Origin of the sequence: Paenibacillus sp. RC73 (assembly GCF_044908085.1) — a bacterium.
In the GTDB taxonomy this organism is placed as follows: Bacteria; Bacillota; Bacilli; order Paenibacillales; family Paenibacillaceae; genus Paenibacillus; species Paenibacillus terrae_A.
Genome location: NZ_JBIYCV010000008.1, coordinates 44,667 through 59,195 on the forward strand (window position 1 = coordinate 44,667; position 14,529 = coordinate 59,195).

Below are 14,529 nucleotides of genomic sequence, written 5' to 3' on the forward strand. Positions count from 1 at the left end.
TTTTATCAAGCAAGGAGAGTAAGGGATGAACATCGTAGCGAAAGATCGCTTTACCTATCAGCACTTACATGTCACTTGGCCCTACGGCAAGCTGCACCTTCGTCATATCCATATGAGTCACGAGTTGGGGGAGCATGCCAGACTGACGATCACGGGCAGCTTAGAAGCCGATCAGGCAGATACAATCATTACCAAAGCAAGCAGCGACGATAAAGTCGAACTTTGGTATTCGGATACCAAAGACCAGAAGCATCCCTTATTCATGGGACAACTGTACTGCGTAGATGTACAGCACTTGCATCAAGAGGTCGTGGTGAATCTCGACGTCATTTCTCATAGTTTTAAACTGGATACGCAGCTCAAAAACCGCTCCTTTCAGCACATAAACCAAAAATATGTTGAAATCGTCGACGCAGTGCTGACCGATTATAAAGGCTCAGACAAGATCGATGAAGCTTTTGAGAAAAAAGAGACTGGTCAGTTCATCATGCAGTATCAGGAGACAGATTGGACTTTTTTAAAACGTCTGGCTTCGCATGTGGGAGCCCTTCTCGTTCCTAATATCGTTTCACACCATGCGCAAATTTGGATCGGTATTCCTCAGGGCAGACAGCATATTCAATTGAAAGAGGTTCCTTTTACGTTACAGCGCAAGATCGCTCCCTATCTGGATCAGGAGGCGAACGGCTGGAAATCGGCCACGATTGGAGATTACACCCGCTATACCTTTGAGTGGGATCACATGCTGCAACTGGGAGATGAAGTCGAGCGCAATCACGAAACCTACGTCATCACCAAACGTGAAGGCCAACTGATTCGTGGCTTGATGACTTGGTCGTATGAATGCGCGTTGTCGGCGGGCTTGAAGGTCCCTAAAATATATAATCGAACCATCATTGGTGCGGCTATTGAAGGAAAAATACTGGAGGTCAGCCGAAATCAGGTTCGATTGCATTTGGATATGGACGATCAGCAAAGTCCTCATGAGGCTCAGTGGTTCCCCTATTCTGCCGAAGGTAATCAGGTCTGGTATCTGATGCCGGAAAAAAACGCACAGGTGAAGCTGTATTTTCCAAGTGCAGACGAAGATGATGCGATGGTCATTCAATCCGTGCGGACGAAACCATCGGGTGCTGCGGCCCCTTCCTCTCACACCGCTCAAGGCGCCGTGGTCGAATCACCTGCAGAACGCCACCAGCGTAAAACAGCCGATCCCGGGGTCAAATCCTTTGCGAATCCGCAGGGAAAAGAAATTTCCTTGGGCAACTCCGAGCTGTCGATGAGTGCGCAGGAAGGATCGCTGTACATCTCCATGAATGCCCATCATGGCGTGAGCCTGAACAGTACCCAACGTATACAAATTCAAGCTACCGGCAGCCTTAGTCTTTCAGCAGGAAGCATCCTCCTGAAAGGAACCAACGGCTTACACCTGAATACAACCACCGATACGCTGGATTTGGAACAGGAAGTCAACAGCGTGAGCGCTGAAATCCAGCTCAAAGCTTCCCTCCATCAATACTACCCTGAGCCGCTGTTGTCTGATTTTGAGAAGCAGGTCGCTGAAAAAGGTATCCAAAGTGTGATGGGAGCACGCGTGAAGGAGAATGTAGGCTCCACGCTCAAGGGAGAATGGGATGCGGGTGTAGAATTTGTAACAGGCGTATGGGATATGGTTGTCGATGTAGCAGATATGGGAGTCATGGTGGCTACTCCTTTCGTCATGCCGGGTAACGTCACCGGGAAAGGTTTTCTGGAGCGTAATGAGACACTTGAAGGTATTAAGCATGCAGGAGGATATATTGCGGAAACGGTCACCTTTCAAAAATCAGGGAACGAACTTCTCAATGACGGGAAAAAGGCTTGGGATGGTTTTACAGAACCTCTTGTGAAAAAGTGGAACAATTTTATTCCAAACCCGCTGACAGACACGAAGCAAGAAAGTTATGATGCAGGGTATGACAGCATAAAAGCTGTGGAGCGTGGAGTGGATGTCATTACAATCGTCAAGGGAGGAGCCAAACTCACTAAAAATTTAGGAAAGCTAGGCAAAGAAGAAGCCTCTTTATCTAAAGGACTCAAAGATGTTGAAGAAAAGAACGGTGGAAAAGGTGGAACGCCGGGATTATTCGGGGATACAGCGAAAGCCGACTCTGCTCTAGCGAAGGCCGGAGATGGAAAATTCAAAACGAACGCCCTCCGCCTCCCGACCAATTTCGAATCCTTGGGGAGTTACTTGCAGAGTGTAGCCCGAAAGATGAATATCCGTATAACTAAAAAATCACCGATCCTCGCAACTAATGCAGGTCATTATAAGTTTCATGATCTGGGTCCCGATGTCCCGCGTTCCAAAGCGGGTGCGAAGGTTTCGCCTGAGAGACAAAAACAGATTGATGCGTTAGAATCAGGAGAGTACACAGGTAAGAGCACTAAAACGCTGGAGAAACACGATTACATTCCTGACGATGTAAAAGACATAGTTAAACAAGTTAAAACTAAAGGTACTTTAAGAGAAGGAATTGATTCCAACGGTAAAGTAGTTAAAAGGTGGATAGTTCCAAACGGATTTGAAAGTGTTGAGGATTTACTTAAAAAAGCGAGGGATGGGAAAGTGGATGTTACAAAATGGGGCTATACTAATGTGCAAAAATTAGAAGAATCAGTGAACAATCTTCAAAGTAATTATCTTAACAACCCTAAGTATAAACGTCCTAATGTTTTAAATTCAGGCAATGCAGGAGCAATATTTAAAGGCGTGGAATTCGATCCATTAGGTTTCCCTATATTCGACAAAAAATATATCAAATTTGAAATATCCTTACTAGAGAGTCACACATCAAAACATCTACTGAATATGTCTCGACCTAACCATTTACAAGCTTCAACAAAGTTATACTGTGAAAAGCTAAAACTGGAGGCAAAAGCAGCGAATTTGGATTTAAACACATATTTAGAAGATGTATTAAAATATGATAAGAAACAAATACGTGCCATTATAAAAGGGGATGATAAAATACCTGGCTTTACTTGGCATCACCATCAAGAAACAGGAAGAATGCAGTTGGTAGATGAGAATGTTCATGGTAAAGTAAATCATACGGGTGGAAATAAAATATGGGGTAATGGCGATTAACCTCTAATAAATTAGAAGGGAGAACTACAATGGGATATGAGCTAAAATGGTCTGATAATATAAATTTAAATGAAAGCAAATTGAGAGGTCTTGAGGAGCGATGGAATATCAACTTTCCTAAAGAGTACGTAGAAATTGTGCTAAATCATGATGGATCAGTACCATATATAATAGATCAAAATGGTGAAGAGATGACGGGCGTTGTAGAAGTACCTGGGAAATTCACATGGTCTATACAACTATTATCTTTAATAGAAAAAGAAGTTCTTGGAGAAGTAATTTCTCCAATTGAACTAGCGTACGATACTTTAAGTGAGGCGTTACCGAAAAATATATTTCCCTTTGCTATTAATGGATCTGGTGATAAATTTTTATTTGATTACCGGAAAGATAAAAATGAACCGGAAATTTTGTTTCAAAACCATGAGGATTTAATCTTGGAAAGTGAAATAACCGAAGAGGAATTAGAAGAAAAATCACTTGAAGACTGGCAGGACGAAACATTAGATTTTGTATGTGAATCATTCGCAGCTTTTCTTAAATTAATTTCTCCTAGAGACTAAAAGGATAACTCTTTAAAGCTACTGCCTAAACATAGCTATAAATAATTGAACTCAGTATTAGATTCGGGAGTGAATTATCAGAGAAATCATTATTAAATATTATTTATTAGATTCATTTACTTCTTTATTTAATACGAGTCACTCTAAAATTTTGAAATTCCATTCCAATTTGAATTATTAGAGGAATGGAATTTTTTTCAATTTAAAGAAATAAAAAAAAGCCCCCACCAATCTACCTACCAAAAACAATCACTTGCCCCTCCCCATTAGAGTTAACACGGGAGGGGAAGCACTCAATGTCAAATTGGCCAAATTGGTTTTAAGAAGCATTACGCCAACGTCTTTATCAGTTAGAATTAGCCAGTGAGCAACAGGCTATCAGCTAAGTCAGAACAAACAGAGTCCATGTATACCACAGATATCTACAAAATCCACTTTTTCATTTAAACCTGCTTTAATATTTAAATCAGGACAGAATCATTTATGTATTTCCTTCAACTCAAACTAGACTCGTATAAAAATGCACCCCCTAGCATTCATCGGACAAACCAGGAGGTTTATTCCAAAGTCTACTCTAGAGGGTGCTCTTCAAATCCAACAAGGGAATTTGTGTCCTGGTAGCCCTTTACCCCTTACTCTTTACCCTTTTACCGACCCGGCTGCGATCCCTTCAACAATTCGGTCACTCATGATGAGGAACACCAGCAAAATGGGCAAAATGCTGATCATTAACGTAGCTCCGATAGCTCCCCAGTCGGTCGTATATTGTCCGATAAAGTTCTGGACACCAACGGTTAGCGTTTTGTTTTCGTCCGAGCTAATGAACGTATTGACGAAAATAAACTCATTCCAGTTATAGATCATGTTAATGATGGCTGTCGTTGCCATGACCGGGGTCGTCATGGGCAGCACAATCCGGAAGAACATCCGGTTGACAGTGCAGCCGTCCATAACGGCCGCTTCTTCCACTTCCCGGGGCAATGCGTAATAGAATCCCAGCAAGATCATCATCGTTGTAGGCAGATTAAAAGCGATATACGACAGGATGATGGACAGCGGCGTGTCTGTCAGATGCAGCTTGAGAAACATACTGAACAACGGAATCAAGGTGGCATGGACCGGAATCATCAGTCCGACCATAAAGAGTCCGAGGACCAACTGGCTTCCTTTCCAGCGCATACGTGTAATCGCAAACGTTACAAAGCTGGCCAAAAGCACCGTCAGCGCCACGGATATTACCGTAATCCACACACTATTGATAAAATACCTCCCAATATTGCCGCTGGTCCACACATTCATATAATTTTCCCAATGCGGCTGGGGCGGGAGTGCAAACGGTGGAAGATTAAACACTTCCTGATTATTTTTAAGCGAGAAAAGCATCAGCCACAGCAGCGGTAAAAGCTGCGTCACCGCCAAGATGATCAAAAGTGTATACAAAGCGGCATAACCGACCCGAGTTAACATTCTGTCACGGGTAGCGACTCCAAGCGGATAGCTGGCGGCTGCCTGGGTTTTCATATCCGTTCCTCCCTCTTCCTGTCCTTTGTTACCCATGATCTATTTGCATGACCGTATTATGAATACTGGATGGTGTCACTCGAAGCCGTAACCTTGCGGATCAGCCACGTAGCGACCAGACAGATGAACAACAGGGCAAAGGCTGTAGCGCTGCCATATCCGAAATCAAAGCTGCGGAACGCCTGGTGGTACATGTAAGAAGCCATCACTTCACTGGCTCCGTTCGGCCCACCGTCAGTCATGACGTAGATCAGGTCAAAATATTTGAGCGAGCCAACAATGGACAATATGATCGTGACGTTAAGCACCTCGCGCAGCAGGGGCAATTTGATACGAGTCGCAATCTGCCAGGCACTGGCTCCGTCGATCCGGGCAGCCTCCACCAGCGTTTCGGGGATGTTTTTCAGCCCGGCATAATAGATCAGAATATAAAAGCCTGCATATTGCCAAATGATCGGGATGAACAGGGCAGGCAGCACCAGAGACGGATTAGCCAGCCATTCGGGCAGATTGTGGACTCCGACCGACGTCAGTAAGGAATTCAGCACTCCATTCGTCGGATGATATATTTTGAGCCACAATTGCGCGATAGCTACAGAAGACAATAGCATGGGGATCAGATAAATTTTCCGCAGCAGATTCGCTCCCTTGATTTTTCCTGACAAAATCATCGCAATGACCAGATAACCGATCAGACTGACACCTGAAAACAAAGCCAGCAGCAGCGAGTGCCAAGCACTTTGCCAGAACGCCGTGTCTGTGAACAAACGTTGATAGTTGTCCAGCCCTACGAAAGTCATAGAGCCTATTCCATTCCATTGATTCAGGCCGTAATAGGCAGTGAGCACAATGGGCACATAAATCACAGTGAGTAACAGCAGCAGGGAAGGCAACACATACAGAGCAATGACAAGCTTATTGGACATGACCTTTTCCACGGCCCAACCTCCTTATGTGCTCAATTTCAATTTCCTTTCTGAATGGCAGCCTTATGCTGATCGGCAAATTGTTGTGGTGTCACGGCTTTACCAAACAACGCCTGAATCATATTCAAATGTACCTGCGCCGCATTCGGCTTCATCTGTACATCGGCGAACAATGTAATGCTGCTGGCTTGATTCAGCTCATTCAGCAAATCGACATACAGCTTAGGCAAATTTCCTTTGGAGGTGTCCACCTTCGTCGCCGGAATAACTCCCGCCTGCGTTACCGATTGCTCACCCCATTTGACCACGAAATACTCAACAAAAGCTTTGGCCTCTTCCTTCACCTTGGAATTTTCCGAAACGAACAAGCCTACTCCCGGACCTCCTACCCAGCTGTCCACGTTGCCCTTGCCGCCTGCAACCATCGGAAATTTAAAGAAGCCCATTTGGTCTTTAAATGTTTGCGGGATTGCGGGATTGGTCGTAAAATTCGGTAATTCCCAAGTACCCATTAAATACATTGCCGCCTTGTCGTTCATAAATTCGGATTTTCCTTCATCATTAGACAAGCCGTTAAATCCTTTGTTAAAGGCATTCATATCCACGAGCGTCTGGATTTCGGATGCCGCCTGAATTAAACCAGGGTCATCGAACGATCCTGAGCCGTCAATTGCTTTTTTCAGCGTCTCGTTACCTGCTATACGATCCGCCAGATACATATACCAGAGCGAGCCGGTCCAGCGGTCTTTATTGCCCAGTGCAATCGGTGCAACTCCATGATCTGCAAGTGTTTTCACTACTTGCTTAAATTCGTCAAATGTTGCAGGTACTTTCAGGCTGTATTTTTGGAATATGGATTTGTTGTAGTAAATGGGTGAAATATTTAATTCGATCGGAAGCGCATACGTTTTTCCATTCAGCGCATAGGCTTCGGTCGTTCCCGGTACGAATTTGTCCTTTAGCTTGGAGCCATTCAACAGGTCATCCATTGGCGTAAATAATCCGCCTTTAACGTAAGGCTCCATAAAGCCCGCTGCCCAGGTAATACCGATATCCGGCAATTCATTGGAAGCCGACAGCACTTTGAGCTTATTTTTGTATTGTTCATTTTCCAGCACTTCCTGCTGAATGACGACATTCGGATGATCCTTTTGGTATTGATCTATAATCTGGGTCACAAGCTTGCTCTGCTGTGCCGAGCTTCCCTCTGGCCACAGGTGCATCATTTTGAGCGTAATCTTCCCGCCTTCTCCATTGGAACCCCCTTTGCCATCCTTACCAACACCACAACCGGATAGCACCAGCATCAAGGATAGCATCAGGGTCAACCCAGCAACCCATTTTCGATGTGAGCGCTTACGTAAACCATACTCGTTGGACATCGTTAGACCTCCGTTGTTGTAATTTTATTTTTTGTAACCGTTATCATTTGTAAGTTTAGCACTCCATTCCAGCTTCCAACAGGGTACACTGATTGGGTATAATTCCACTTTTATTGGGTTATGAGCTGCCTATGCTGTCAGTGAATATCCTGTGGCCCTTTACGCATCTGCTGCCTGTAGCGGCTGGGACTTACCCCCTCGGTCGCTTTGAACACTTTAATAAAATATTTATCTGTCCGGTAGCCTGAACGCTCTCCGATTTGCGCAATCGTCAACTGGCTATGAAGCAGCAGCTCCTTGGCCCGTTGGATCCGCAGTCGATGCAGATATTCGCTGAAGGACAAACCGATTTGCTCCTTGAACAAAACACTGAAATAGCTGGCATTCAGGTGTACATGCGCGGCAGTCTGCGCCATCGTAACGGATTCGTGAAGATGCTCCGCCATATAGATGAAGGCACGCCGTATCGGATCACTAAGAGTAGCCGCTTGGAGGTCAAGCTCCAGCAGAACAGGGTCAGCCAGCTTTTCGAGCTTCTCATACCGCTGTCTTTCCTCCTCCAGCCGGAGCGCCTCATCTACCGCTTTCAGCAGCTCCTGCTTATCAATCGGCTTGAGCAAATAATTGACAGCTCCCAGACGAAGAGCCTGCTGGACATAATCAAATTCTGCATATCCCGAGATGACAATGATCGCCGGCCGACGTGAATCCCGTTCCAGGGAACGGATTAAATCCAGTCCGCTGAATTCCGGCAACCGGACATCCGTAATCAGCAAATGAACCGTTTCCGCCCGCAGCATTTGTAATGCTTGCAAACCATCTGCCGCTGTCACAATCCGGTATTTTCCGGCGGCCCATTGCTCCAGTGTCTGGTGTATCCCCTGACGTGTTCTCTGTTCATCGTCTACAATGACAATGGTTTTGGATGAAACACTCATTCCTACCGCCCTCCGTATTCATCAGGAATTTCAAAAGCCACCACAGTTCCTTCCTGCACAGCACTATGTATCAGCAAACCATTCGTTGGATCAGATGCACTCTCATAATAGAGGGCAAGCCTGCGCTGCACATTAACCAGCCCCATACCAGTCCCCTTGCTCTGGCAGGCCGATCCCCCCGTCAGCGCTGCACGCACAGCCGCAAGTTCCTCCGGTGTCATGCCAGGTCCGTCATCTATGACCGCGATCTTGGTCCAGCCCGGTTTTACCGCAGGAGTGACACGGATTTCAACACAGCCGTTGCCGATACGATTTTCGATGCCATGCAAAATGGCATTCTCCAGAATGGGTTGGATCAGCAGCTTAGGAAGCGGAATTTGGGCCGCCTCCAGAGGCATATGAATTTGCCAGCTCAGACGTTCACCCAGACGCATCTCCATCAGTTCCAGATAACGGCGGACTTGTGCCATTTCTCCCCCGAGTGTCACCCAAGAGTCATGGTGAGCCGGTTCGATAATATAACGAAACAGCCGTGACATGGACACCATTAGCCCGGCAAGCTCCTCCTCTCCTTTTTCCTGTAGCGACCAGTTAAAAGCATCCAGCGTATTAAAAAGAAAATGCGGGTTGATCTGTGCCTGCAGCGCTTTAAGCTCGGTTTGGCTTTGCAAAACCTCCTTCTCGCAAATGACACGGATCAATTCATTAATGTCGACAATCATCGTGTTGTACTCTACATTCAATTCCCGCAGTTCGACCGCTGATGCCGGTTCTGGATTCAGGGTCAATGCCCCTTGCCGTGAACGACGCATCGCCTGAATCAAATGACCTATCGGTCTGGTAATCAACGTAGACAGCATAAAAGACATGAATAGGAATAACACTGCACCAAGAGACGCGGAGATGATAAGTGTAGTCCGTAAAACCGTAATTCCGTCTGTGACGACGCTAACCGGAATCAGGATCAGCAGCGACCATCCGGTTCGCTCCGATTGCTGGACCGCCTTCACATATTCCCGCTCTCCAATATGAACCGTCTGTGTCTTGCTGTGCAGTACACCTGACAAATCCGTCTGGTTCAAAGGTTCACCCGACAGCAGTTGGCCCTGACGATCTACAAGCAACATGGTTTCATCCGCTTCTTCATTGACCGCTGACGCATCATTCAGCCTGAAATAACTGCGCTCCATGCGGGTAATCAGATATCCTCCGCGTGAAAACCAGCGATCCACCAGGCTCACCTGCCGAATCGCCAGCAGCGACCGGGAGTCCTCGGGATCAATGCCGATCCAGACTAATCTTCCTTTCATCTGATTCGCTTCCCGGATGTCCGCTTGTCCGATGCGGTCCTCCAAACTGCCCTCCCTAATCGGAAACAACATCTTCCCTTCGGCGGTATACAGCTCCAGCGAGCCGACACTCGGCATATAAGCCTGATAGCTATGCATCATTTGCAGTAGTGATTGACGCTGCCGAAAAGACACCTTCCCCCCGTTGCGCTCCTCCAGCAAAATATGCTGAACAGACGGATGATTTGCCACCTGTTCCGTCAGGCTGTCCATTTGGCCGATTAATGCATCCAGCCTGCCGCTCGCTTGTACCGCGGTCTGACCAATATGCCGCTCGGCACTGTTTTTCAACAGGTGAGAGACATTGAGATAAATGAATGCCCCCGCCACACTCATCATAATGAGCATTACCAATATAAAGCCGATAAAAATCTGATTACGCAATGTGTTTAATGGTTGGAACCTTGAACGCATATGCCTTCTCCCCCTGGACCATCGCAGCAAAATGGATAATGATAACGCTTTCTATTTTCTATTCTATCGCATCGTTCCCCTATGTTGGCGTATTTTTAGTAGAGATTAATTAAAATGGCAGGAATGATAGGAAATAGAAAGTCACAGGGTAATCAACAACATGAGGGTACTCTCTGAATAGATTACGTTCGATAAACACACAAATTTGCAATATGGTTATTCTTATTTGCCACAGGCAGTTATACGTATTAAATAATTCCATATTTTGCTGGGTTTATTTATTACACTGTAGTAACATGGAGTTATAAAATTGTGGGAGGTTTTATATGCCAGATTTTTTGCTTGTGCTATTCTTGCTTAACTTATCTTTATTTCTTTTGCACGAAATGGATGCGATAAGACATTCTGAGTGGAGATTGTTTATCGTACTTAAAGATATGGAAGATTCTAAAGCCTATAAAGTCTTCACATTTATTCACCTCCCTCTTTACACAATAATACTCTCTTTACTTTTCAGCCAATATCAGACAATTATTTTTTGGTTCCTAGATTTATTTTTATTCATCCATGCAATCCTGCACCTATTTTTTGAAAAGCACCCCCGTAATGGATTTAAGAATACGTTCTCTAGATCAATTATTTATCCAATGGGAATTCTTGCGGTAATTCATTTATTATTACTATTTATAAGATGAGTGAATGCGAACACAAAATGTTTGAAGTTATACTCTAACGGGAAACGTTAAGATTAGTTTAATAATCACGTGATCACCTATACCTAATGGCGGTCATATTTTTGTTCAAGAATCAACAAAGTACGATAACAAACCCAATAACAAAAAATAGGGGCTCGCTGCCCCTATTTACCATTCGATACCGGATCCGCTTCCACTACAGCTTCTTATTGAACTATCCTGCCCGTTCGTATTATGAGGTCAACCATTTCTTTCTGGTTGATCCTTAGCTGAACTCCGCCTCTACCTGAAATTTGCTGCATGCTCATGCAGAAAAGCGTCTAGCTTGCGGGGCTCTCTACCGAGCAAACGCTTTACAATGTCCGTTGGTCTTTCCGGAACCACCGTAGACATAGTTTGAATTTCCACAACGTGATTCGCAAGCCAAGGAGGCATATGCCCGTGCTCGATGAGATTGCGGAGTAGTGCTTGGGGCTCCATGTTGATGTAGCGTATCGGCCGATCGAGCAGGGTGGATAGTTTACTCGCGATCTGAGGATAGCTGAAAATATCCGAACCGGTAAGCGTATAGATTTGGCCAGATACCTCTCGATTGGTCAGAACTTCTGCGGCGACATCTGCGATATCGCGACAGTCAATGAAGTTACAGGGTGAATCGCCCATGGAGCCGAAGAAAGCATTTTGGGTTGTGACCGTTGGTGCAAAGCGTAATAAGTTTTGCATGAACGCATAGGGGCGTAACACGGTGTGGGTGACACCCGATTCGCTAAGGGTTTTCTCGATTTCGTGATGCCAGCCCGCCACTGCTACTGGAGAGCTCTGCTCAAAGGCAGGACTGGATATCTTTACGATGTGCTTGATGCCAGCTTTGGCGGCAATCTGAATAATCGAAGTTTCCAATTCAATTTGTCTTGGACTATTGGATATTGCAAGGAAAAGTTGGCTAGCTCCTGTAAACGCGCGGCGCAGTGATTTGGGGTCGGAAGCATCAGCCGATGCGATCTCGATAGTCGACCAGACTTTTTCTCCAATCTGATCACGCAACTTCTCAGGCTCTCTGCTCAGCGCCCTGGCGGGTACTCCAAGATCAACCAAACGTTCCAAAAGCGCACTGCCTATCGTACCTGTTGCTCCAATAATAACTATCATTCTTATCTTCTCCTTTTGGATGAAAAATTTGTAGTGACGGCAAGACGCCACCGCCATGTCACTATCGTGCTTGCTATGAATCCGGACAACGGGAAATCGATCCAGACACGACCGACCCAGGCCAAGTGATTGCTCGGAATCATAATTTCTAGTAAACCAGATGTCGCCCATGCGGCGAATAGACCAAATGTTGCTCCCACCAACGCGAACAGCCCAACCACAACCAAGTGAGGTGCGCCGATGATCCACCCTTTATGGCCTCCTCTACTGCGCAGCCAAAGGCCAAGCATCAAAGCCAAGAAGGCCGATGTTCCGCCGATTGTGGTCAAGGCCCCTAATTGAAGCCCCTTGTCGGCAGTGACCAATCCCCCGATACCTGCCATAATGGCAGGAGACGCATAGGCCATTACGACTTCACGCCACAGTACAAAAGTCTTTGTGCCAGAACCAGCAGACTTGATTTCGTAAACACCATCTGTCTGATTGGGATACTCCGTCGTCTTGTTCATTTAATTGCTCCTTTATTCTTTTTAATCGTTCAGCGGCTGCTTTCAGTGACATATAATTAGGATCCTAACTATATAAGAGTGAAAATGGGCTAGCTTCACTAGCCCATTCTACTCATTACTGATGTGTTTCTTTAGTTCGTTTTGGTTCGTCCGTAAGTGCCGATATACCTTGTGTAACTCGGCCTAACAGATCGAGGAATACGCTGCGCTCCTCGATATCCAGTAATCCCACCATGGCTTCCAGCCGAGCGAAATGCTCAGGAGCCATTTCACGAAGTTTCTTCGCTCCTTGCTCTGTCAATATGACCGCTTTCTGACGTCCATCCTCTGAACTTGATCGCCGGGATACTAGCCCATCTCGCTCAAGAGTATCGATAAGACCAGTCACTGTAGCACGTGTCACACCTAGATGCTCAGATAATTGCGAGGGCAACTCTTCTCCTTCGTTATCTTCAAGGTCTGCCAATAAACGATATCGCCCTGTTGATAAACCGAATCTGGAGAAATGAATCTCTGCGGCATGTCCAAGCTTGGCTCCCGCTTCCATTAGCCTAGACGCGACGAGTATAGCCTGTGCATCTAGGTCTAGGTTATAGCGATCAATCTGACGCTTGGATTGTGCAAGCGAGGGAATAGCATCAATGTCGTTGGTTATTTTATTATCCTTGTTCATATATATAGTATGGTTCCTAATCATTTTTGTGTCAACACATTTATTACCACATCTTCATTTTTAGGTTTTTTCCTTTTTCTACAGTAGCAAGATTATCAAATCGTCTCTAAATTTGTGTAGGCCAATGAATACATTTCTTTTCTGGTGTTCCGTCTTCTAGCACATAGGCATTCAAAGGAGATAACACTATGGCAGAAAACTGTCCATTCGAGTCGATATAGTTCAATTTGTAGCTCTCGCCAAAGATTTCAGATTGTTTCCATAGCTGTAGTTTATGCTCTTTATCCCAATGATTCATATGTACGTCTATATTATGTATGGCTTCGTCCTGATCCGAATGGGACACATAGTTTACTGAGCGGCCTTATCCTGGTTGCTCAGTGAGCTCTCGTTCCACATATGTACTATTTGAACTTTTTTATAAAATTTTTTTGGTCCTTTGTAAACATATAACCACGTTGTTCGTAGAACCTGTGAGCATGTATTCGACTTGGGTGAGATAACAGTTTAATCCCAGAAAATCCATGGCTCTTTCCCCACTGTTCAAGACGCTCAATCAACAGGCTACCTACACCTTGATTTCTATACTTTTCTTTTACAACAAACCCCAGTACGTTTACTAAAGAGTCAGAAAAAAGTAATTCATACGGGCTCCCATGAATATATCCTATTACCTCGTTGTTTTCTTCACAAACAAAAATAATATCATTTGTTTTCTTTGTTATGATTTCAATCTTCTCTTTTACTTTTTCTTCAGAAAATAGATATAGTTTTGGGTTAAAGTCTTGGTTTAACAAATAAATATCATGATAATCAGTTACCCTAATTCCCCTGACATTTTTTTCTTTCATTCTTGAACGCCTCCTATTTTCATCACGAACACCCGAAATAAATGTTAGACGTCTTTGTACATTTTGGCAAGACTATACGCTTGCACTGATCTGCCCACTTGCTTAACGGATTGGATCAATTGGACAGCCCATATAAACTATCCGGCGCATCGTCGTATGTACAGTTTCGATTGTAATCCTTAACCTGATAGTTATATCTGAGGTTATCCGAATTGAATAGAATATGCCCTTTCCTAATTTCAGGCTCCAGACTCATAATGCGTTCATGCTTCTGTCCCTTGGAATGCACACTTTCTACAGGTGTATGTATATGAGCCTTCCATACCTCTTCTTCAAACTTTTGTTTCATGTAGCTCTGTGCCATATTCAATAAGTCTTCGGCTTCCAGTATTTTCTGCTCCCGGTATTCTCGCCCCATTTCTTACGCAA

14 protein-coding genes are annotated in these 14,529 nt (G+C 45.0%); 3 read left to right on the forward strand and 11 right to left on the reverse strand.

Annotation, left to right across the window (positions count from 1 at the left end; translation table 11 throughout):
- The first annotated feature begins 25 nt into the window (after positions 1-25).
- Positions 26-3,130 carry an HNH endonuclease gene (locus tag ABH897_RS19285; RefSeq protein WP_283652852.1) on the forward strand — a complete coding sequence of 1,035 codons (3,105 nt, stop codon included), beginning with the start codon at positions 26-28 and terminating at the stop codon, positions 3,128-3,130.
- Positions 3,131-3,159: 29 nt separating this feature from the next.
- A complete protein-coding gene (locus ABH897_RS19290; RefSeq protein WP_283652853.1) occupies positions 3,160-3,693 on the forward strand; it encodes an SMI1/KNR4 family protein in 534 nt (177 codons plus the stop codon).
- A 639-nt stretch (positions 3,694-4,332) separates the two neighbouring features.
- Here ABH897_RS19290 and ABH897_RS19295 read toward each other — a convergent pair.
- The 5 genes from ABH897_RS19295 to ABH897_RS19315 form a co-directional block, all read right to left on the reverse strand.
- Entirely contained in the window at positions 4,333-5,214 is an 882-nt protein-coding gene (locus ABH897_RS19295) for a carbohydrate ABC transporter permease (protein ID WP_283652854.1), read from the reverse strand.
- Between the two features lie 56 nt (positions 5,215-5,270).
- The gene (locus ABH897_RS19300) at positions 5,271-6,152 is read right to left on the reverse strand and encodes a carbohydrate ABC transporter permease (protein ID WP_283652855.1); all 882 of its coding nucleotides are present in this window, start codon (positions 6,150-6,152) and stop codon (positions 5,271-5,273) included.
- A gap of 26 nt (positions 6,153-6,178) precedes the next feature.
- Entirely contained in the window at positions 6,179-7,522 is a 1,344-nt protein-coding gene (locus ABH897_RS19305) for an extracellular solute-binding protein (protein WP_283652856.1), read from the reverse strand.
- A 137-nt stretch (positions 7,523-7,659) separates the two neighbouring features.
- Positions 7,660-8,460, reverse strand: coding sequence for a response regulator (locus ABH897_RS19310; RefSeq protein ID WP_283652857.1), 801 nt, complete (start codon positions 8,458-8,460; stop codon positions 7,660-7,662).
- A 2-nt stretch (positions 8,461-8,462) separates the two neighbouring features.
- Positions 8,463-10,223: a cache domain-containing sensor histidine kinase gene (locus ABH897_RS19315; RefSeq protein ID WP_404521701.1), complete on the reverse strand. Its 1,761-nt coding sequence runs from the start codon at positions 10,221-10,223 to the stop codon at positions 8,463-8,465.
- 326 nt (positions 10,224-10,549) lie between these two features.
- Between ABH897_RS19315 and ABH897_RS19320 the strand changes: the two genes are divergently transcribed.
- Positions 10,550-10,918 (forward strand): DUF6713 family protein, encoded by a 369-nt coding sequence (locus ABH897_RS19320; RefSeq protein WP_349362243.1) that lies wholly within the window; start codon positions 10,550-10,552, stop codon positions 10,916-10,918.
- Positions 10,919-11,200: 282 nt separating this feature from the next.
- On the opposite strand, the gene ABH897_RS19325 is transcribed toward ABH897_RS19320, so the two are convergent.
- The 6 genes from ABH897_RS19325 to ABH897_RS19350 all read right to left on the reverse strand — a co-directional run bounded on the left by ABH897_RS19325 (position 11,201) and on the right by ABH897_RS19350 (position 14,518).
- Entirely contained in the window at positions 11,201-12,067 is an 867-nt protein-coding gene (locus ABH897_RS19325; protein WP_404592590.1) for an SDR family oxidoreductase, read from the reverse strand.
- A 2-nt stretch (positions 12,068-12,069) separates the two neighbouring features.
- Complete coding sequence (locus tag ABH897_RS19330) at positions 12,070-12,576, reverse strand: hypothetical protein (RefSeq protein ID WP_044648858.1); 507 nt, start codon at positions 12,574-12,576, stop codon at positions 12,070-12,072.
- 115 nt (positions 12,577-12,691) lie between these two features.
- A complete protein-coding gene (locus ABH897_RS19335) occupies positions 12,692-13,249 on the reverse strand; it encodes a MarR family winged helix-turn-helix transcriptional regulator (RefSeq protein ID WP_283652861.1) in 558 nt (185 codons plus the stop codon).
- Positions 13,250-13,355: 106 nt separating this feature from the next.
- On the reverse strand, positions 13,356-13,547 hold the full coding sequence (locus ABH897_RS19340) for a hypothetical protein (RefSeq protein ID WP_349361862.1): 192 nt from the start codon (positions 13,545-13,547) through the stop codon (positions 13,356-13,358).
- Between the two features lie 106 nt (positions 13,548-13,653).
- Positions 13,654-14,100, reverse strand: coding sequence for a GNAT family N-acetyltransferase (locus tag ABH897_RS19345; RefSeq protein ID WP_283652862.1), 447 nt, complete (start codon positions 14,098-14,100; stop codon positions 13,654-13,656).
- Between the two features lie 115 nt (positions 14,101-14,215).
- A complete protein-coding gene (locus ABH897_RS19350) occupies positions 14,216-14,518 on the reverse strand; it encodes a hypothetical protein (RefSeq protein ID WP_283652863.1) in 303 nt (100 codons plus the stop codon).
- Between the last annotated feature and the right edge of the window lie 11 nt (positions 14,519-14,529).